The sequence below is a fragment of the Prevotella sp. P6B1 genome, from assembly GCF_000702825.1.
In the GTDB taxonomy this organism is placed as follows: domain Bacteria; phylum Bacteroidota; class Bacteroidia; order Bacteroidales; family Bacteroidaceae; genus Prevotella.
In genome coordinates this window covers 243,698-265,089 of sequence record NZ_JNKF01000013.1, presented here as the reverse complement: position 1 = coordinate 265,089, position 21,392 = coordinate 243,698, and the positions used below count along the sequence as shown (strand labels likewise).

15 protein-coding genes and 1 pseudogene are annotated in these 21,392 nt (G+C 48.8%); 14 read left to right on the top strand and 2 right to left on the bottom strand.

Annotated elements, in window-relative coordinates; genetic code table 11:
• The first annotated feature begins 7 nt into the window (after window positions 1–7).
• The 9 genes from nuoL (at window position 8) to T495_RS0110345 (ending at window position 13,230) form a co-directional block, all read left to right on the top strand.
• Window positions 8–1,996, top strand: a complete 1,989-nt coding sequence (nuoL, locus tag T495_RS0110385; protein ID WP_197018811.1) for an NADH-quinone oxidoreductase subunit L — start codon at window positions 8–10, stop codon at window positions 1,994–1,996.
• Between the two features lie 4 nt (window positions 1,997–2,000).
• Complete coding sequence (locus T495_RS0110380; protein WP_051651994.1) at window positions 2,001–3,521, top strand: NuoM family protein; 1,521 nt, start codon at window positions 2,001–2,003, stop codon at window positions 3,519–3,521.
• A 20-nt stretch (window positions 3,522–3,541) separates the two neighbouring features.
• Complete coding sequence (locus tag T495_RS0110375; protein ID WP_033148608.1) at window positions 3,542–4,981, top strand: NADH-quinone oxidoreductase subunit N; 1,440 nt, start codon at window positions 3,542–3,544, stop codon at window positions 4,979–4,981.
• A 262-nt stretch (window positions 4,982–5,243) separates the two neighbouring features.
• On the top strand, window positions 5,244–5,786 hold the full coding sequence (locus tag T495_RS0110370; RefSeq protein ID WP_033148607.1) for an outer membrane beta-barrel protein: 543 nt from the start codon (window positions 5,244–5,246) through the stop codon (window positions 5,784–5,786).
• 150 nt (window positions 5,787–5,936) lie between these two features.
• The gene (locus tag T495_RS0110365; protein WP_033148606.1) at window positions 5,937–7,394 is read left to right on the top strand and encodes a methyl-accepting chemotaxis protein; all 1,458 of its coding nucleotides are present in this window, start codon (window positions 5,937–5,939) and stop codon (window positions 7,392–7,394) included.
• Complete coding sequence (locus tag T495_RS0110360; RefSeq protein ID WP_081832092.1) at window positions 7,391–9,322, top strand: ATP-binding protein; 1,932 nt, start codon at window positions 7,391–7,393, stop codon at window positions 9,320–9,322. The genes T495_RS0110365 and T495_RS0110360 overlap by 4 nt, the downstream gene beginning before the upstream one ends.
• An 81-nt stretch (window positions 9,323–9,403) precedes the next feature.
• Window positions 9,404–10,771: a PTS galactitol transporter subunit IIC gene (locus T495_RS0110355; protein WP_028903157.1), complete on the top strand. Its 1,368-nt coding sequence runs from the start codon at window positions 9,404–9,406 to the stop codon at window positions 10,769–10,771.
• 12 nt (window positions 10,772–10,783) lie between these two features.
• Window positions 10,784–11,770, top strand: coding sequence for a 5-dehydro-4-deoxy-D-glucuronate isomerase (gene kduI, locus T495_RS0110350; protein ID WP_033148604.1), 987 nt, complete (start codon window positions 10,784–10,786; stop codon window positions 11,768–11,770).
• Between the two features lie 2 nt (window positions 11,771–11,772).
• The gene (locus T495_RS0110345; RefSeq protein WP_033148603.1) at window positions 11,773–13,230 is read left to right on the top strand and encodes an MFS transporter; all 1,458 of its coding nucleotides are present in this window, start codon (window positions 11,773–11,775) and stop codon (window positions 13,228–13,230) included.
• Between the two features lie 61 nt (window positions 13,231–13,291).
• Here T495_RS0110345 and T495_RS0110340 read toward each other — a convergent pair whose 3' ends face one another.
• The gene (locus T495_RS0110340) at window positions 13,292–14,056 is read right to left on the bottom strand and encodes a nitroreductase family protein (RefSeq protein ID WP_033148602.1); all 765 of its coding nucleotides are present in this window, start codon (window positions 14,054–14,056) and stop codon (window positions 13,292–13,294) included.
• A 304-nt stretch (window positions 14,057–14,360) separates the two neighbouring features.
• Between T495_RS0110340 and T495_RS0110335 the strand changes: the two are divergent.
• The 5 genes and pseudogenes from T495_RS0110335 to dnaA all read left to right on the top strand — a co-directional run.
• Window positions 14,361–14,804: pseudogene (locus T495_RS0110335) on the top strand (ribonucleoside-triphosphate reductase); the annotation flags it as partial.
• Between the two features lie 47 nt (window positions 14,805–14,851).
• Window positions 14,852–15,223, top strand: a complete 372-nt coding sequence (gene folB, locus T495_RS0110330; protein ID WP_033148601.1) for a dihydroneopterin aldolase — start codon at window positions 14,852–14,854, stop codon at window positions 15,221–15,223.
• A 20-nt stretch (window positions 15,224–15,243) separates the two neighbouring features.
• Window positions 15,244–16,473: an N-acetylmuramoyl-L-alanine amidase gene (locus tag T495_RS0110325; RefSeq protein WP_231495088.1), complete on the top strand. Its 1,230-nt coding sequence runs from the start codon at window positions 15,244–15,246 to the stop codon at window positions 16,471–16,473.
• Between the two features lie 15 nt (window positions 16,474–16,488).
• Window positions 16,489–17,391, top strand: coding sequence for an MlaD family protein (locus tag T495_RS0110320; protein WP_033148599.1), 903 nt, complete (start codon window positions 16,489–16,491; stop codon window positions 17,389–17,391).
• 321 nt (window positions 17,392–17,712) lie between these two features.
• On the top strand, window positions 17,713–19,134 hold the full coding sequence (dnaA, locus tag T495_RS0110315) for a chromosomal replication initiator protein DnaA (protein WP_028903165.1): 1,422 nt from the start codon (window positions 17,713–17,715) through the stop codon (window positions 19,132–19,134).
• Between the two features lie 77 nt (window positions 19,135–19,211).
• On the opposite strand, the gene T495_RS0110310 is transcribed toward dnaA, so the two are convergent.
• On the bottom strand, window positions 19,212–21,266 hold the full coding sequence (locus T495_RS0110310; protein ID WP_033148598.1) for a TonB-dependent receptor: 2,055 nt from the start codon (window positions 21,264–21,266) through the stop codon (window positions 19,212–19,214).
• Between the last annotated feature and the right edge of the window lie 126 nt (window positions 21,267–21,392).

Here is a 21,392-nt window from a genome sequence, read left to right as displayed (position 1 = left end):
GATAATTATGTTTAGTTACACAATATTTATCATGCTTCTGCCGCTGCTGTCGTTCATTGTTCTTGGACTGGCTGGCATGAAGATGCAACATAAGGTGGCCGGACTGATCGGTACCTGCTCATTGGGAATGGTTACGATACTCTCTTATATCACCGCTTTCCAGTACTTCTTCGGACTGGACCGTGTGAATGGTGTTTATCAGACCTTTGTTCCGTATAACTTCACCTGGTTGCCTCTGGGTAACCTGCATTTTGACCTCGGTATCCTGTTGGATCCTATCAGTGTGATGATGCTGATTGTGATCTCGACTGTATCACTGATGGTTCATATCTACTCATTTGGCTATATGCATGGCGAGAAGGGATTCCAGCGTTACTACGCATTCCTCTCACTGTTTACGATGTCGATGCTGGGTCTGGTACTGGCCACCAACATCTTCCAGATGTACATGTTCTGGGAGTTGGTAGGTGTCAGCTCATACCTGCTCATCGGCTTCTATTATCCTTTGAAGCCCGCTATCGCTGCCTCAAAGAAGGCATTCATCGTGACCCGCTTTGCCGATATGTTCTTCCTGGTAGGTATCCTGACATTCGGTTACTTTGTTGATTCGTTCAGCTTTAACTTTGCTGGCGACATCGTGATGGGCCAGGGTACCACACCTTTCATCGAGGGTAACCTGGCTAAGGCTGTGGCTGCCGGTGGTTTCATCATTCCTACTGCACTGGTACTGATGTTTATCGGTGGTGCCGGTAAGAGTGCTATGTTCCCACTGCACATCTGGCTGCCCGATGCCATGGAGGGCCCTACACCTGTATCGGCTCTGATTCACGCTGCTACCATGGTTGTAGCTGGTGTGTTCCAGATCGCACGTATGTTCCCCTTGTGGATTGAGTACGCCCCACAGGCTATGAGCATTGTGGTTTGGGTGGGTGTGATCACCGCTTTCTATGCAGCTGCTGTGGCTTGTGCCCAGAGCGATATCAAGCGTGTGCTGGCCTTCTCGACCATCTCGCAGATTGCCTTCATGATGGTGGCTCTGGGTGTATCACTGCCCGGACATCATGGTGCTATCCTCGACAACCACGCTCAGCTGGGTTATATGGCTGGTATGTTCCACCTATTTACCCATGCCATGTTCAAGGCTTGCTTGTTCCTGGGTGCCGGATGTATCATCCACGCTGTGCACAGCAACGAGATGGCTTTGATGGGTGGCTTGCGCAAGTATATGCCTATCACACATATCACCTTCCTGATTTCATGTCTGGCCATCGCTGGTATCCCCTTCTTCTCGGGCTTCAGCTCAAAGGATGAGATTATCACTGCCTGCATGGAGTACAGTCCGGTGGTAGGTTGGATTATGACAGGCATCGCTGCCATGACAGCCTTCTACATGTTCCGTTTGTACTACGGTATCTTCTGGGGTACTGAGAATAAGGAGGCTCACGAGCACCATACACCACACGAGGCTCCGCTCACCATGACCATCCCTTTGATTGTGTTGACAGTGATCACCGTTGGTGTGGGTGTTTACACTACTATTGCAGGTTTTGCTGAGTGGGGCGGTTCGTTCGGTAGCTTCGTAAGTGCTGCTGGTACCGATTACACCATCCACTTCAACATGCAGATTGCTGCTACCTCTACTGTGATTGCGATCCTGAGCATCTGTCTGGCCACCTATATCTATAAAGGTGAGCAGCAGCCTATTGCCGACCGTCTGTATGCAACCTTCCCCAAGCTGCATCGTGCAGCCTACAAGCGTTTCTATCAAGACGAGATCTGGCAGTATGTTACACATCGCATCATCTTCCGTCTGGTATCTACACCTATTGCCTGGTTCGACCGTCATGTTGTTGATGGTACCTTTAACTTCCTGGCTTGGGGTGCTAACGAGGCTGGTGAGAGTATCCGTAGCTGGCAGAGTGGCGATGTTCGCCAGTATGCCGTTTGGTTCATTACGGGTTCAGTTGCTTTGACATTAATCCTTTTATGCATCTAAAGATATGAGTATATTAAGTGTTTTCGTAATAATTCCCGCCCTGATGCTGCTGGGTCTTTGGCTTTCAAAGAGCCTGAATCAGGTGCGTGGTGTGATGGTAACGGGAGCTTCGTGTCTGCTGGCCCTCTCTATTTGGTTGACCATCTATTTCATCCAGGAGCGTGCAGCTGGTAACACCGCTGAGATGCTGCTTACTTATAGCACGCCTTGGTTCAAGCCTCTGAACATTGCTTACAGCGTAGGTGTCGATGGTATTTCTGTTGTCATGCTGCTGCTGTCAAGCATCATTGTGTTCACCGGTACATTTGCCTCTTGGCAGCTCAAGCCACTCACCAAGGAGTACTTCCTTTGGTTCACCCTGCTTTCTACAGGTGTGTTCGGCTTCTTTATCTCTACCGACCTGTTCACCATGTTCATGTTCTACGAGGTAGCTCTGATTCCTATGTACCTGCTCATCGGCGTGTGGGGTTCTGGCCGCAAGGAGTACTCGGCCATGAAGCTTACTCTGATGCTGATGGGAGGTTCGGCCCTGCTCATCCTTGGATTGCTGGGTATCTACTACTTCAACGGTATCTACAGCGGTAACTATACATTCGAGCTCACTACCATTGCAGCTAACCACTGTATTCCTGGACACATCCAGAATATCTTCTTCCCATTCATCTTCATCGGATTCGGTGTGCTGGGTGCGCTGTTCCCATTCCACACATGGAGCCCTGATGGTCACGCATCTGCGCCTACAGCCGTATCAATGCTGCACGCTGGTGTGCTGATGAAGCTGGGAGGTTACGGCTGCTTCCGCGTAGCTATGTACCTGCTCCCTGAGGCTGCTCAGGATCTGTCATGGATCTTCCTCATCCTCACTACTATCTCAGTAGTTTACGGTGCTCTGAGTGCTTGTGTACAGACCGACCTGAAGTATATCAATGCTTACTCATCGGTTTCTCACTGCGGACTGGTATTGTTTGCTCTGCTCATGATGAGTCAGACAGCTGTGACCGGTGCTGTACTGCAGATGCTCTCACACGGTCTGATGACAGCCTTGTTCTTCGCCCTCATCGGTATGATCTACGGTCGTACACATACTCGTGACATCCGCGAACTGGCAGGTCTGATGAAGATTATGCCTTTCCTGGCTGTTGGTTATGTGATTGCCGGTTTGGCTAACCTCGGTTTGCCTGGTTTCTCTGGCTTCATTGCTGAGATGACTATCTTCGTTGGTTCGTTCGGTGCTCACCCACTCAGTGGCGATCCCAATACTTCGTTCCGTATGGTTGCTACCATCATCGCATGTATGAGTATCGTTGTAACAGCGGTTTACATTTTGCGTGTTGTTGGTAAGATTCTGTATGGCGAGGTAGAGAACAAGCACTTCCTCGAGCTCACCGATGCTACATGGGATGAGCGCGTGGCTGTTATCTGCCTGATTTTCTGTGTGGCCGGTCTGGGTTCGTTCCCATTCTGGGTAAGCGATATGATTTCGCCTGCAGCAGGTACAATCTTGGAGTCAATTGGTGTAATGTAAAGTAAGGAGGTAGAAAAGATATGAATTATTCTGATTTCTTACAGATGACGCCAGAGGTATTTCTGGTTATAACGTTGATTATCGCGTTCTTTGCTGACTTCTGTCTGTTTAAGAGCGAGTCGAAAACAAATATCCTTGGTTCTGCTTTGGCGGGTCCACTGGTTATCGTGCTGGGTACATGTGTCTTAGCTGCTTCAAACCATCCAGAGCCCATCAGTGCTTTTGGTGGACTGTATGTAGTCACACCAGCCATCAATGTGATGAAGGCGATCCTTACCTTCGGTACATTGGTCGTAGTTATTATGGCCCAGAAGTGGGTTGAGAGCCAGAAGCGCCTTGCTGGCGAGTTCTATATGCTGATTCTGAGTACCCTGTTGGGTATGTTCATGATGATGTCATCTGGCTCGTTCCTCATGTTCTTCCTTGGACTTGAGATGGCCTCAGTGCCTCTGGCATGTCTGGTGGCTTTCGACCGTCATCGCAAGGATTCGGCCGAGGGTGCTGCTAAGTATATCCTTGTAGCTACATTCTCAAGCGGCGTGATGCTGTTCGGTATCTCGTTCATCTATGCTGCTACAGGTACTCTGTACTTCGACGATGTGGCTCAGGCTATCAGCAACTCACCTCTGTGCATTATGGGGCTGGTATTCTTCTTCAGTGGTCTTGGCTTCAAGATTTCGCTGGTTCCTTTCCACTTCTGGACAGCCGACACCTATCAGGGTGCTCCAACTCCAGTAACCGGATACCTGAGCGTTATCTCTAAGGGTGCTGCCGCCATCACACTGTGCACCATCCTGATGAAAGCCTTCGGCCCTATGGTTGAGTACTGGAACTACCTGCTTTATATCGTTATTGTACTGTCAATCACAGTAGCCAACCTGTTTGCCATCCGTCAGAGCGAGCTCAAGCGTTTCATGGCGTTCAGCTCAATCTCTCAGGCCGGTTATATCATGCTGGCAGTAGTTGGCAATGGTCAGTTGGGCGTAGCCGCACTGACTTACTATGTGCTGGTTTACATCGTAGCTAACATGGCTGTATTCACCGTGATTAACGTGGTTGAGCAGAATAATGGTGGCCGTACCGATATGGCTGCCTACAACGGATTCTATCAGACCAACCCCAAGCTCTCGTTCCTCATGACGCTGGCTTTGTTCTCGTTGGCTGGTATCCCACCATTTGCAGGTATGTTCTCAAAGTTCTTCGTGTTCATGGCTGGTGTGCAGAATGGCGAGCCCATGGCCTATGGCGTGGTATTTATCGCCTTGGTTAACACCGTAGTATCACTTTACTACTATCTGCTCATTGTCAAGGCCATGTACATCACCAAGACCGACAGTCCACTGCCCACATTCCAGAGCGATGCTAACACCAAGATGGCCCTGGCCATCTGCACGGCAGGTATCGCCTTGTTCGGTGTAGCAAGCTGCGTTTACGAGTGGATTGCTGCTGCTGGTATCTAATCTTGAGTTTTTACTAAAATTCATAGAATTCCAGTAACTCGTAAGAGTTGCTGGAATTTGCTTTTTTTGAAAAAGTTACAACGAATGTCCGATTTTTGACGATTTAATGACTTTAATCAAGGATTTGGTTAAAAACTGTAAATTTCGAAAACTTATTAAATGCCTTTGGGTTTTTCTGCTTATCTTTGCACCGCATTTAGGATAATGGCAGGCGGTCTGTTAAGGACCAAATGTCGATGTTTAACAAAAAAAGAATTGAATTATGAAAAAGATTTTAATGACTATCGCAGCTGCTTTCGTTGCAACTGCCATGAGTGCTCAGGTTTATGTAGGTGGTAGCTTTGGTATCAACGCTTGGAATAGCCAGAAGAATGCTGGTGACAAGAGTGAGACTACTTTCAAGATTTTGCCTGAAATCGGTTACAACATCAACGATGCTTGGGCTGTAGGTACTGTTATCGGTTACGAGAGTGATAAGTGGGCTGGTGTAGAAGGTGTGAGTGAGAATGCTTTCACTATCGCTCCTTATGCTCGTTACACTTTCGCTAAGTGTGGTAAGGTTAATTTCTTTGTTGACGGTGGCTTTGGTTTCACGACTGCTTCTAAGGCTGATTGGACAGCGTTCAATGTAGGTTTGAAGCCAGGTCTGGCAGTTGCACTTTCAGAGAAGGTTAGCTTTGTATCTCACTTCGGCTTCTTGGGTTATAATGTGCTCAATCCAGAAGGCGAGAAGAACAACACCAGCAAGTTTGGTTTAGACCTCGATGGTAACAACCTCACCTTTGGTCTCTATTTCAACCTTTAAATAAAGACAAAGAAAGTACTTTGTTAAATAAAAATGAAGGAGCCTGCGCTTGAGTCGCAGGCTCCTTTTTTTGCGTGTCAGCAAAAAAAAGTGTAAAATATTTGGTCATTCGTAATTTTTTTGTATATTTGCAGCAGAATGATGTAACGAATGAAACCTAAGAAAGTACTATATATATTACTCAGTTCGTTCTCTGCTAAACTTAGTATGTGGTTGGGAATGTTTGTTGCCATGTTGTTCTTGGCAACCTTCTCGCTGATGTTCTATTATGCGCGGGAGGCTGTGAGAGAGGAGTCGTTAGGAAAGGCTGAGGATGTACTTGATAAGTTTGAGATAACCATTGGAAACACACTCCACGAGAAAGAAGTCATCGCCAAACAGGCACACTGGACTATAGAACAATGTCTTGATGATCCACGCGAGGTGGAGCATCACGTACTTCATGTTTTGGATAATATGCCTGATATTATTGGTGTAGCTGCAGCATTCGAACCAGGCACTTATCCTGATCAGCAAGGCGATTTTATGATATATTATCACAGAAATCGTGGCAAAATCGTGAAAAGCAATCAGTTTGCTGGTGAATCATATATGCACCAGCCTTGGTATGATGAAACCAAACAAAAGGATAGCGACTATTGGTCGGATCCTAAGGAAGACTATCGTACGGATGGCGAGCCGATTATCAGCTACGCTATTCCATTGAAGATGAAGGGGAAGACAGTAGGTGTGTTTGCCATCGATATATCACTCTATTGGTTGACAAGGGCGGTAGATTCGAAACGTCCTAGTTCAACGATGTACGGTTCGATGGTGACGAAGAATGGTGCATTTATCATTCACCCAGATACCACGTTGCTGAAACCTCGTGCTATGTTTAGGATGATGGATATGTTTCCTGAAAACCAATACAGCTATCTGGTCTATAAAATGCTGGGTGGCGAGAGAGGTCATGCACTGATTGATTTTAGGGGTAATACAAGTTTTGTGGTGTATAAGCCCTATGGAGATACGGAGTGGGCAATTAATATTGTATGCCCGGAAGAGGAGATTATGGGGCATTACAACCATTTGATTTCGCTGATGGGAGTCATTGTGTTCGTAGCAATTCTAACGATTGTAGCCTTCTGTTTCTTCTTTATCCACCGTCAACTAAACCCGTTGCGTGTGCTTGAAAGATCGGCCAAACGTATGAAACGCGGTCATTATAATTCCATTGTTGCACAGAGTTGGCGAAAGGACGAGGTGGGAAGCCTGACTAACAGTTTTGCTGCGATGCAACTTTCAATTAAGAAGCATTTGTCTCAGATAGATCAGCAGAAAGAGCAATTGAACCAGCAGAATAAAGCCTTGAATGAGGCTAATGATCATATTATGGAGGCTGAACGAATAAAGATAGCCTTCTTACAGAATATGACCGACCAGATGAACGAGCCGGTGATGGAGATCTCTAAGATGGTGAATACTCTGGCCGCGCATCATCAGGAGATGGAGCATGGGCAGATTGTCGAGATGTCAAACCAGATGGATGCCACCTCGCGTATCATCACCAATCTGCTTGAAAGAGTGCTCGAAGTGTCAACGCAAAAACAGGAGGAAAAGTCATGAATACACTTATCAGGCGTATAAATCGGGACCTCTCGTTGAAGTTGAGTTTGGGCATCATGTTGTTCTTAATCGTGGTGTTTTTCCTCTCGCTGGGTGTACTTTTCATGCGCTCCCGTCAGCTGGTGAGACAGGAGGCGATAGCTCGTGCCGAATTGGAGCTTGACAATATGACACAACGTGTTGACGGACTGATGAATGAAGTAGAAGCCTCTACCTATTCGGCTCAGTGGCATCTGTTGGAATTCATTCAGCCTGATTCGCTTTTGAGCTACGTACGCCGTATTGTAACGATGAATCCCAATTTCGATGGATGTTCTATTGCCACCGTTCCTGATTATTTCCCTCAAAAAGGTCGCTATTTCTCTGTTTATGCCTATCATAAGGGCGATACGGTGGTAGCTAAGATAGAGGATCCTTACGACTATTTTGACAAGTCGTGGTATAAAACTCCTGCCACATTAGGCAAAGACTGTTGGGTAGAGGCCTATTCTGAATACATTGATGGAACGGTATCACAATCGTATTCCGATATGATTGTTTCGTATTGCGTACCTTTGTATACCAATCAGAAAATGGTGGGTGTGATTTCTACCGACCTGTCGATGCCTTGGTTGTCGAGTGTGATATCTGAGTTCAAGCCTTATGCTCATTCGTATAGTATCATGCTGGGTGCAGATGGGCAGTACTTTATTCATCCCGACTCAACCAAGGTGTTGCGTCATTCTATTTTCTCTGATGCCGATGTGAATACGCAACAGGATATCATCGCTTTAGGCCATGAGATGATAGCTGGCAAGAAAGGTATCTTTAATGTGAAGATCGATGGTCAGCGTTGTGTGGTACTGTACCAACCTCTGAAACGAGCTGCTTGGAGCATTGCTTTAGTTGTATACGAAAGTGATATTCTTGCAGGCTATACCAAGCTGATTTATATCTTGATTCCGTTATTGGTGTTCGGGCTTTTAGTGATTTTGGCTTTCTGTCTGAACGTAATGACTCACATGGTGAGACCGCTGAGGCAGTTGACCGAGCAACTGAGCTATATCACCCATGGCCATTATAATGAGCCAATAGATTTCAGTCATCGTAGGGATGTAATCGGGCGTTTGCAGAATAATTTTGCCGAGATGCAACTTGCGTTGTATTATCATATAACGAACCTGCAACGTGTGAATGAGGAAACCGAAGAGATGAACCGTGAACTGAAAGAGGCCAGCAATCTTGCTCGTGAGGCTGATGAAAGGAAAAACGAGTTCTTGTTGGATATTGCTCACCAGATTCGTACACCGTTGAATATCATCAATGGTTTTACACAAGTGCTGCGCGACGATTACGAGTCGATACCACCAGAGGAAATTCAGGATATCATTGAGACGATGCAGAATAATGCGATTAGCATCAGCCGAATGACCAATATGCTGATGGTGGCGGCCAATTCAGAAAAGGGTGTGAAAATCAAGACCAACGAACGTGTGAATATCCATGATATGGTAGAGGAAATCGCTCAGATTTATGCCTCGCACCCTCCGCACACCGTTGATTTGATTACTGATGTCAGAGTACTTGATACTTTTACCGTTAAGACCAATCGGGATTTCCTGATGAAGGCCATCAATGAGCTGCTTTTCAACGCCAAGAAGTTCACGACCGAGGGCTATGTAAAGTTGGAGGTGATCGTGAGCGGCATTAAGTTGGCGTTTGTCATTGAAGATACAGGTCCTGGCATCAGCGAGTCAGATCGTGAAAAGATTTTCCTGAGTTTTTCTAAGCTCGACGTTTTCGGTGAGGGGTTAGGACTTGGCTTGCCAGTATGCCGGCGGATGGTCCGGATGTTGGGAGGTGATCTGAAACTTGACAGTGAATACGTTAAAGGCTCACGATTCTTCATTGTGATACCTAATGACGAGGGTGGAGGAGATTTACGTTAACGTTTGAGTAAAAAAAACGCAAACATTGTAGATTGGTTCGGCAAAAATGTGTATCTTTGCACCAAAATTTACTAAAAACAAATGGAGCAAGTATTCAGTTACATTATCAGCCTGGGCGCATCGGTAATGATGCCTATTCTTTTTACCATTATTGGTCTTTGTATTGGGCTGAAGTTCGGGAAGTCTTTAAAATCAGGACTTTATGTTGGTGTTGGTTTCGTAGGTCTGGGCATTGTGACCGCCCTGCTGACCAATAATTTTGGTGATCCCTTGTCAGAAATTTCAAGGTTGTATCATCTTCAGTTAGGCGTGTTCGACATGGGATGGCCAGCTGCCGCAGCTGTGGCTTACAATACAGCTGTGGGGGCATTGATTATCCCCATCTGTCTGGGTGTAAACTTCCTCATGCTCATCACCAAAACCACCCGCACCGTTAATATCGACCTGTGGAACTACTGGCATTTTGCCTTTATCGGTGCCGTTGCCTATTTCGTGATGGATCAGAGTCTGGCATGGGGCTATTTCGCCGCTATCGTCTGCTACATCAACACACTGGTAATGGCCGACCTTACAGCGCCTAAGTTCCAGGGCTATTACGAGGGTATGGAAGGTATTTCTATCCCACAGCCTTTTGTGCAGAGTTTCACCCCGTTTGCCATGCTCATCAATAAGGGCTTGGATATGATTCCTGGTTTCTCGAAGCTGGATATCGATGCCGAGGGCTTGAAGAAGAAGTTTGGTGTGCTGGGCGAGCCTCTGGTATTGGGTGTTATCGTAGGTGCGCTGATTGGTGCGCTGGCTCAGTTGGATATTAAGAAGATCCTGTTCCTGGGTGTTACTATGGGTGCTGTGATGGAGCTTATCCCACGTATCACCAAGCTGTTTATCGATGGCTTGATGCCTATCTCTGAGAAGACTCAGGAGGTGGTGAAGAAGAAGTTCAATGGTAAGAAAGTATATATTGGTATGTCGCCTGCTTTGGTGATAGGCCATCCCACTACGCTGGTAGTATCGCTGCTGTTGATACCTGTAACCTTGGGCTTGGCTGTTATCCTGCCAGGTAACGAGTTCCTGCCATTGGCCTCGTTGGCTGGTATGTTTTATGTGTTTGTGATGGTGCTGCCTTACACCAAGGGTAATGTGGTTAAGACGTTTATCGTAGGTTTGGTGGCTTTGGCCATCGGCCTGTGGTTTGTAACCGATATGGCACCGGCTTTCACTCAGGCCGCCCACACCGTGTTTGAGCAGACTGGCGATAGCGCCGCCAAGATTCCTGAGGGCTTCGAGGCAGGTGCGCTCGACTTTGCCTCAAGCCTGTTTGGCTGGACCATCTACAAGTGCGTCAATAATCTGCAGTGGATTGGTATGGGTGTGCTTACCCTCTTTACTGCAGCCATGATGTGGTTCAATCGTCAACGCATTGTGAAGGATGAGAAAAGTAATCAATAATAACATAAAACAATGAAGAAAACAATTTTTACACTGATGCTTATGGGAAATCTTGCAACGGCCTTCGGCCAGCAGAACATGACGTTCCAGACAGCTTGTCACCCTGCCGATGTTAAACACTATGACACGCAGACTCTGCGCGACCGTTTTGTGATGGAGAAGGTGATGGCGCCCAATGAGATTAACCTCACTTATTCGTACTACGATCGCTTTATCTTTGGTGGCGCTATGCCTGTAACCAAGGATTTGAAGCTGGAGACTCATCCTCAGTTGCGTGCCGACTATTTTATGCGTAATCGTGAGTTGGGCATCATCAATACTGGTGGCGATGGCGTTGTTATCGTCGATGGTCAGGAGTATCCACTTGGCTATAGCGAGGCACTCTATGTGGGGCGTGGCTGGCTTGGTAAGGATAAGAAAGGTAATGATATTGATACCAATAAGGAGGTGATTTTCCGTTCGAAAGATCCTAAGAATCCCGCCAAGTTCTATCTGAACAGTGCCACTGCTCATCAGCACTATAAGACCCAGTGGGTTACACTTGATGGCCGTAAGAATGGCAAGGTCAAGAGCCTGAAGGCAGTGATTGTAGGTACCAAGGAGAAACCTCTGGGCACCAAGGCCGAGAGCAACCAGCGTACTATCAACCAGCTGATAGTAAATACCGCCCTTGAAGAGGGCCCCTGCCAGTTGCAGATGGGACTGACCCAGTTGCAGGAGGGTAGTGTGTGGAACACCATGCCACCTCATACCCATGGTCGTCGTATCGAGGCTTACTACTATTTCAATCTGCCCGAGGGGCAGCAGATCAGTCATGTGATGGGTGAGCCTCAGGAAACCCGTGTGGTATGGCTCAAGAACGAGCAGGCTATTATGAGTCCGGAGTGGAGTATCCATTGCGCATCGGCCACCTATTACTATACCTTTATCTGGGGTATGGCAGGCGAGAACCTGAACTATAACGATAAGGATAATATTGAAGTTAAAGACCTGAGATAATTATGACACCAGTACAGACTACAAAAATGTCCAACTTCCGTTGGGTTATCTGTGCGCTGCTGTTCCTGGCAACCACAGTGAACTATATGGACCGTCAGGTTCTCTCGTTAACTTGGAAGGATTTTATTGCAGTAGATTTCCATTGGACCGATGCCGACTATGGTAAGATTACGGGTTTGTTCTCGTTGTTCTATGCCATTGCCAACCTTTTCTCGGGTAAGTTCATCGACTGGATGGGCACCAAGAAAGGTTATCTCATTGCCATCTTTGTATGGAGCACAGGTGCTGTCATGCATGCTGGCTGTGGATGGGTGGCTATGAATATCGAGGGCTATGACAGCATCGAGGCTTTGCGTATGGTGCAGGCTGGTAGCGATGCTGCTGTAGCTATTGCAACCATTTCTGTATGGTTGTTCCTCTCTTGCCGTATGATTCTTGCTGTGGGTGAGGCAGGTAACTTCCCTGCAGCTATCAAGGCCACTGCCGAGTACTTCCCCAAGAAGGACCGTGCATTCTCTACCTCTATCTTTAACAGTGGTGCATCGGTAGGTGCCTTGGCTGCTCCTGCCACTATTCCCCTCTTGGCACGTGCCTGGGGATGGGAGATGGCTTTCATCATCATTGGTGTACTGGGTTATGTATGGATGGGCTTGTGGATGTGGCTGTACGAGAAGCCACGCAGCAACAAGTTCGTTAACCAGGCCGAGCTGAACTACATTGAGCAGGATAACGACCTGTCGGAGGTTCAGAATCGTGAGACTGTAAAGGAAGAGAAAGCCATTCCATTCCTCAAGTGCTTTACTTATCGCCAGACATGGGCATTCCTTGTTGGTAAGCTCATGACCGATGGTGTTTGGTGGTTCTTCCTGTTCTGGGCGCCTGCTTACTTCAGCGACCAGTACGGCTATACCTCTGATTCGGCTATGGGTATTGCGCTCATCTTTACGCTCTACCTCATTGTAACCGTTCTCTCTATCGGTGGTGGTTATCTGCCTACCTATTTTGTTGACAAGAAGGGCATGAACCCCTATCTGGGTCGTATGCGCGCCATGCTGATATTTGCTTGTTTCCCTGTATTAGGCTTGTTGGCTCAGCCTCTTGGTGCTTATAGCGCTTGGTGGCCAGCTATCCTGATCGGTCTGCTGGGTGCAGGTCATCAGGCTTGGAGTGCCAACCTGTTCTCAACCATCGGCGACATGTTCCCCAAGAGTACCATCGGTACCATCGTTGGTCTGGGTACCATGACTGGTGGTTTCGGTTCGATGGCCATCAACATGGGTTCGGGTGAGTTCTTTACCTGGGCAGCCAATCAGGGTACCGCCTTCCAGTTCTTCGGTTTCGAAGGTAAGCCTGCTGCCTACATGGTTGTATTCTGTATCTGTGCTGTAGCCTACCTGATAGGCTGGTGTATCATGAAGGCACTGGTACCAAAGTACAAGCCCATTACGCTCGAAGACTAATTAGCATGTCATCATAAAAAGAAATGAGGGCGCCTCGGTGTGAGGGCCCTCGTTTTTTTATTTAGAACAGCTCGAAGCGTCGGGCATAGGGGAAGAACCCTTGGCGGATGAGGGCCTCGAAGAGTGTCTGCGACATCGCCTCGTTGTCTTTGCGGGTGTAGCGGATATCGGTGAAAATCTGGGCGAGTGTTTCCTTGTTGTTGATACGTACAAAGTTCTGGTTCTCTTCCAGGTTCTCCTTATAATTATAATAGGTGTCGATATCAGCAGCCAGATAATCCTGATACGTTTCCTGATGCACAAAACTCTCCAGCGGCAGACGGTCGGATAGTGCGGGCTCTTCGGCTGGCCATCCCACGGTGAGGGTAGCCACAGGCATCACCAGCTTTGGCAACTGCAGCACGTCGATAATCTGCTGGGGTTGATAAACGGTGGTGCCGAGATAGCAGTAGCCCAAGCCTTCCTCGTCCATCAGGTTGCAGAGCGTCTGCGTATAGAGCAGGGCATCGGTGGCGGCATTGATATATGAGAGGAAGTTGTCGTAGCCGGGTTCTGCGTTGCGGCATTTTGCCCAGAAGCTGGTACGGTTGAAATCAGCGCAGATGGTCAGCACCACAGGCGCCTCTTTCACCATGGGTTGGTTGAAATGGGCGGGTGCGAGCCTGGCTTTCATGTCGGCAGAGCGCGTTACAATGACACTGTAGAGCTGCAGATTTCCCATGGTCTGGGTGCGTGCAGCCTCGTTCATCAGCCGGTTCAGCAATTCCTCGCTCACGTCCTGCGAGGTGTATTTTCTAATGGTTCGTCGTGTCAATAAATTCTTCATATCTCTTAATTTTGCTTATAAAAATCTGATATTTAGTAAGTTTTGGATGCAAAAATACAAATATTTCCTCATTTATTATTAACTTTGCACACAAAAATATAAAGATATGGAAGAAAACTTGCGTAGTGAACTCATTCATCGTATAGCTCGCGAATTGACATCTGTGGGCAGGCGATCCGATAGCACGCTTAGCGAAGAGCGTGTCAATGCTATTTTGGATCAGTGCCTTCAGAAGATAGCTCCTGATGATGCGGAGTTGTTGGTCAACCTCTCTATGCAGGCTATCGATTTGTTCACGCACGAACGTCGTCCCGATGTGACCGAAGTTCGCCCACAGGAGCTCGAATGTGATGTAGTACGATTCCAGAATAACCGTGAAAAGTGGGTGGCTCTGGTAGGTTTGCTTGATGGCTATCCTTATGAGATATTTACGGGCTTGGCCGATGACGAAGAAGGTATTGTGCTCCCCAAGAATGTGGTGAAGGGAAAGATTATCAAACAGCTCAATCCCGACGGAACCAAGCGCTACGACTTCCAATTCGAGAATAAGCGTGGCTACAAGACCACCGTGGAGGGGCTCTCTGAGAAGTTCAACCCCGAGTATTGGAACTATGCCAAGCTCATCTCGGGCGTGTTGCGCTATCGTATGCCTATTGAGCACGTCATTAAGCTGGTGGCATCGTTGTCATTGAAGGACGAGAGTATCAATACCTGGAAGACGGGTGTTGAGCGTGCCTTGAAGAAGTATGCTCCCGGCAATCATGACGATTTGGAACAAGACGTTGTTGAGGAGGCATGAGACTGGCATCGGCATATATCTATCTGAATCAGGCGCGTTTCTATGCCTTCCATGGGGTGCTGCCTCAGGAGAATCGGGTAGGCGGCGAGTTCTTCGTCGACCTTCGTGTGGGCTATCCCATTGCTGAGGCTATGAAGAGTGACGAGGTGGCTGATACCTTGAACTATGCCGAGTTGTATGCCTTGGTGGAAACAGAGATGGCTAAGCCGTCGCGCCTGTTGGAGCATGTGGCAGGCCGTATAGCAGATGCCATCCAGCAGCGTTTCCCGCAGGTATCGTCTATCGATTTGAAAATAACAAAGAAAAACCCGCCGATGGGTGCCGATTGCGAAGGCGCAGGCGTGGAAATACACTATCTGAGTGAATAGTGAAGAATTAGAATTGAATAGTGAAGAGGATTAAATATATATTTGGAATATTGATGCTGTGTGGGGCTTTGGTGGCTCATGCAGGAAATACTAATCAGTTTACGCTCGTGGTCGATGCCGGACATGGTGGCCACGATACTGGTGCTGTGGGTGCTATCTCCAAGGAGAAGAATCTCACCCTGAAGTTTGCTTTGGCTTTTGGTCGCTTGGTCGAGCAGAACTGCCCTGACGTCAAGGTGGTCTATACCCGTAAGACTGATAAGTTTGTTGAGTTGTACCGCCGTGCCGATATTGCCAATCAGAACAAGGCCGACTTGTTTATCTCGATTCATATCAACGCCTTGCCCAAGGGTAGGGTGGCACGCGGATTCCAGACCTACACTCTGGGAACCAGCAAGCGTACTGGCAAGCAGACGGGTGTGCTGCAGAATCTGGAAGTGGCCAAGCGCGAAAACTCGGTGATCTTCATGGAGAAGGACTACAAGCAGACCTACCATGGCTATGACCCCAATTCGCCCGAGAGTGATATCATGTTCGAGTTCATTCAGGACAAGAATATGGAGAACAGCGTTGAGCTGGCGAAATATATGCAGAAGTATGTGTGCCAGGCCACAGGCCGCCAGGATATGGGTGCCCAGCAGGATAATCTGGCCGTACTGCGCCTCTCGTCGATGCCTGGAGCGCTGTTGGAGTTAGGCTTTATTTCGACCCGCGACGAAGAGGACTTCATGAACTCTGCCAACGCCGAGAGTCTGTATGCCCGCGGCATGTTCAATGCCTTCCTGAATTACCGTAAGCGTCATGGCGGCAATATCACCATACCTTATATGAAGATGGACGACCCAGTGCCCGAAGCTCCTGTGGCTGAGGCTAAGGTCGAACCGATAGAGGTCAAGACGGTGGCAGAGCCCGCCCCCGAGGTGGTGGCTCCCCAGCCCGTGCCGGCTCAGACACAGCCTGCCGTGAGCGCCACTCCAACCGATGCACCGATATTCAAGGTGCAGATTCTGTCGAGCTCATCGCGACTCAAGGCCACTGATGCCCGTTTCAAGGGCCTGGAGCATGTCGATTTCTATCAGGATGGCGGTGTGTATAAGTACACCGTAGGTGCATCAGCCAATTACAACGAGATTTATCGTTTGCGTAAGGAGGTGGCCACCAAGATTCCTGAGGCTTTCATTGTGGCCTTCAAGGGAGGTCAGCGTGTAGATGTGAATGCTGCCATTCGTGAGTTTAAATCAAAGAAATAATAAAGAGATAAGAATATGAAGAAGTTTTCGAAAGAAATTCGGATTGCCCTTGTGGCTGTAGCAGGAGTACTGGTACTCTATTTCGGTTTGCAGTTCTTAAAGGGAATGACGCTGTTTTCTACCGACAACCGATATTTCGTGAAGTTCCAGGATGTGAGCGGACTCTCCGTAGCCAGTCCTATCTATGCTAACGGTTATCGTGTGGGAGTGGTCGAGGGCATTGATTTCAAATACGATCATACAGGTGAGATAGTGGCCACTATTGGCGTGAATCCCCAGTTGAATGTGCCCCGGGGCAGTCGTGCAGAGATTGCTACCGACCTGATGGGCAATGTCAAGGTGATGCTTGTCTTAGGCGATGCTTCCAGTGGTATGGTGGCTCCTGGCGATACCATCAGTGGTGGTCAGCAGGTAGGCGCCATGGGAAAGGCTGCCGACATGATTCCCGCCATCCAGCAGATGCTGCCCAAGCTCGATTCCATTCTGGCCAGTGTCAATACGCTCCTGGCCGATCCAGCTATTGCCCACTCGTTGCACAATGTTGACCAGATAACATCCGATCTGACACGCACCTCGCGCGACCTGAGTCAGCTTACTGCAGCGCTGAACCAGCAGATGCCGCAGATGCTGAAGAATGCCGATGGTGTACTGGCTAATACCAACCAGATTACCAAGAATCTGAACGACCTCGACATAGCTTCGACCATGAGCAGTGTGAATACCACCCTGAAGAATGTTGAGCAGATGACTGCCAAGCTGAATAGCAAGGAGGGTACGCTGGGCTTGCTGATGCGCGACCCTGGTCTGTACAATAATCTTAATGCCACAATGATGCATGCCGACTCGTTGATGATCGACCTGAAGGCCCATCCAAAACGCTATGTACACTTCTCGGTTTTCGGCAAGAAAGATAAGTAATATAGATTTTGTCTAAATAACAACAATAGGTCGTTGGTACTTTTTTTAGTGCCTCGGCCTTGTTTTTAAAAGGTGTTTATTTACGTAACTACCTGATAATCAGAGAAGATTATATCTGCAAGAGGGCGTAGAGAGCAATGAAAGTGTGAAACATCGTAACTATCACAGTTATAAGTAGTTACAAAAAGTGTACACACGAAAGGGGATTCCCCCGATTTGCAAGTTCCGAAAAATTGTACTACCTTTGCACCACAGTTATCAACTCTACAAGCCTAAGTCTTGTATCAGTGAACATATTAAAAAAAGAATTTTTATCGCCAAATGAATAGTAATCATCAGGCGCTCTGGGACGACTGCCTACGTTTAATCCGGGCTAATGTAACTGAGCAGCAATTTAAAACGTGGTTTGCACCGATTGTCTTCGAGTCTTACTCTGAGGCAACCAATAAGGTATTGGTGCAAGTTCCAAGTATGTACGTGTACGAGTACTTGGAGCAATACTACGTATCTCTGATGGGTAAGGTACTATCGCGAGTGTTTGGCGCCAATGTCGGACTGAGTTACCGTGTCGTAGAGGTAAAGGCTCAGGAGGGCAAGGGTCATGATGTGACTACCGATGTGGATAGTGACGGCCCCCGCCTTGAGACCGCTCCTATGCGCCAGCACCTCAACAAGTCGCCTCGTGTGCTTGATGTGCCTCGTCAGCAGCAGCTCAATCCGCAACTTGACAACAAGAAGAGCTTCAACAATTACATTGAGGGCGTTTCAAACAAACTGCCCCGTACTGTTGGTCTCTCTATTGCCGAGCATCCAGGAAAATCTACTTTCAACCCTTTCTATATTTATGGCCCTTCAGGTTGCGGTAAGACTCACCTGATCAATGCCATCGGATTGAAGTGCGCTGAGACCTATCCCAACAAGCGTGTGCTCTACGTGAGTGCCCGATTGTTCCAGGTTCAGTTTACTGATTCGGTTCGTCAGAATACCACAAACGATTTCATCAACTTCTATCAGAGCATCGACGTGCTGATTGTCGATGATATTCAGGAGTGGATGAATTCGCCGAAAACGCTCGATACCTTCTTCCACATCTTTAATCACTTGTTCCGTACTGGCAAACAGATTATTCTGGCCAGCGACCGTCCTCCAGTTGACCTTCAGGGTATGAAGGACCGCCTGCTGACGCGTTTTGCCTGCGGACTGATAGCCGAGCTCGAGAAGCCCAATGTGCAGTTGTGTGTCGATATCCTAAACGCCAAATGCCGTCGTGATGGTCTGAAGATACCTGCTGATGTCATAGAGTTTATCGCTCAGACCGCCAACGGCAGTGTGCGTGACCTCGAGGGTGTGGTTAACTCGCTGATGGCTTATTCGATAGTTTATAATTCGAACATCGATATGAAGCTGGCCGAGCGTGTCATCAAGCGTGCGGTGAAGGTGGACAACCATCCGCTGACCATCGACGATATCCTTGAGAAGGTTTGTAACCACTATGGTGTGAGCCAGCAGAATGTGTTCAGCAAGAGCCGCAAGCGCGACTATGTGCAGGTGCGCCAGATATCGATGTATCTCGCCCAGAAGCACACCAAGATGCCGGCATCGCGTATTGGGCAGCTCATTGGCGGCCGCGATCACTCTACGGTGATTCACAGTTGCAACACGGTAGAGAAGCGACTCAAGATCGACAAGGCCTTTGTGGCTGAGTTAACCAGTATCGAGACATCGTTCAAACTCAAGAAATGATTGTCCGGCTCAAGCAGTCATTGTCCGAACCCAAAAGATAAGAGGCCCGCTGAAAAGCGAGCCTCGTTTTTTTTTGCCTATAGATTCAGGTTGAATCCGGCTATCAGCCATCTGCCAGGCTGGGTCACCCGTCCCAGGTCGGCATACTGCTTATCCAGCAGGTTGTTGGCCTCTACATATATTCTCCATTGCGGTTGTTGCCATGCCAGTCGGGCGTCGACCAGGGCGTAGGGCTGGTAGTTGTGCGCGTGGCCGTCGAAGTCGGTGTACTGCCCCACGCGGTCCTGCCACCTCATGTTGAGTCCTAATGTCAGCCTGTCGGTCAGGGGCAGCTGTGCGTTGGCGGTGAACTTGTGGCGCAGGTACTCGAGTGCGTATTGCGACACGATGTCCGGCTCGCGCTCTTTGTCCTGGTTGATGTAGCTGTAGCTGACATTGAGCGTTGAACGCTTGATTTTGAACTGCAGGGCTATTTCAGCGCCGATGCTGTTCAGCTTGGTGTGGTTCACGCTCTGCCACACGGCTTCGTCGCCCATCGAGGTGTCCATGATCCAGTCGATCATGTTGCGTCCGTGGTGATACCAAATCGTTAATTGACTATTGACTATTGACCATCGACCATTGACACCGACTTCTACGGCCGTCATTTCTTCGGGTTGCAGATGCGGGTCGGCCTTGTAGCCTTGCAGTTTGTAATACATCTCGGTGAATGATGGCATGCGTAGCGAGGTGTTGCATGCCGCATGGAGCCGCCACGTGGGGGTGGGGCGGTAGCTGATGTCGATGCCCGGGTAGACGGTCATGTGCTTGTTGCTCCACGTGTTTTTTACGGCCACCAGTCCGGCTGAGATAGTGAACTGCTCCAGCAGGATGTTATGCTCCAGATAGGCGCTGATGTTGGTGCGGTTCAGTCCCAGCGTGTAGTCGCGATCGGTGCCATTGATGTGGTGGGGCTTGCTGAGTGGTTCGCCCAGGTTGCCGCTCACCAGGTCCTCGTTGCGCAGCTCGGCGCCCAGGGCTGTTCGCCCGGCTTGCCAGTCGAAATAGGCGTTCAGGCTGACGCCGTACACGTCGGTACGGTTGTAGTTGAACTTCATCTTCTCCGGTTCGCCCCGATAGCCTTCGTAGCGGTCGCGGTTCTGGTTCCAGTAGATGGTGGGTGCGAAGTGCAGGCTTCCGCGCTTGGTTTCGCCCTGGATGGCAGAGTAGAGCTTGGTGGTGTGCTCGTACTGGTTGTCGGCCTGCCATTTGGGTGTGGCGTAGGCGATGCCCTCTCCCCAGCCTTTGTCGGCGATGCCCAGGTGCCAGTTCAGCCGCACGTCGTCGTCGTCGTACTGTCCCTGATAGAAGGCTTTCGAGCCGCTGAAGTCGGTGTTGAGCGTGCCTGCCTTGGCGCGGCTGTAGCCATCGCTTCGGCTGTAGCCGGCGCTCAGCTGGTTGTTCCATCTGCCTTGCTTCAGATTGGTTCTGCCGCTCACCTTGGCGTAGCCGTAGCTACCGGCTTCCATGGTTACGCTGGTGCTTGATTGCTGGGCTGGTCGCGTCACGATGTTGATGGCGCCTACCAGACTTGACGAACCGTAGATTCTGCCTGCCGGTCCCTCGATCACCTCGATGCGCACTACCTCGCTCAGGTCGATGGGCAAGTCCATGGCGTTGTGGCCCGTCTGCGGGTCACAGATGTTGATGCCGTTCAGTAGCAGGATTACCTGATCTTGCGTGCCTCCCCGGATGGAGATGTCGGTTTGTGCGCCAAGGGGGCTCCTTTGGCGTACGTCAACGCCGATGGCGTATTTCAGCAAGTCGTTAATACTTTGTACGGGCGCCTGCGCAATATCGCGGCGATCCAGTACAGTTACCATTCTCGCAGCCTGACTCTTGGTCAGTGGCGCCCTCGATCCCGTCACGCTGACTTCGTCGAGCATCATCTCGCGTGCCGTGTTTGTCGAGGCGGAGTCGGTCACCACGGGATGCGTGCTGACGCTTTCGGCAGAGGCATAGGTGAGTGTGGCTACCGAGAGCACACTGCAAACCACCTCGCGGCCCAGACAAGCAAAGAGCGAGTAGCCTTTGTTTCCGAAATGACGGAATACCAGGCGCTGGCGCTTCATGTTGAATGTTTGTTTGTACATTGTGTTAAATAACTATTAAAATGTTGTGCATTATTGCAAAACGGCTGCAAAGGTATACATTTTCCGGCAAATTTCATACATTTTAATGAAAACTATGTTTATTTTTATGGTTTCCTTTGTTTTTTC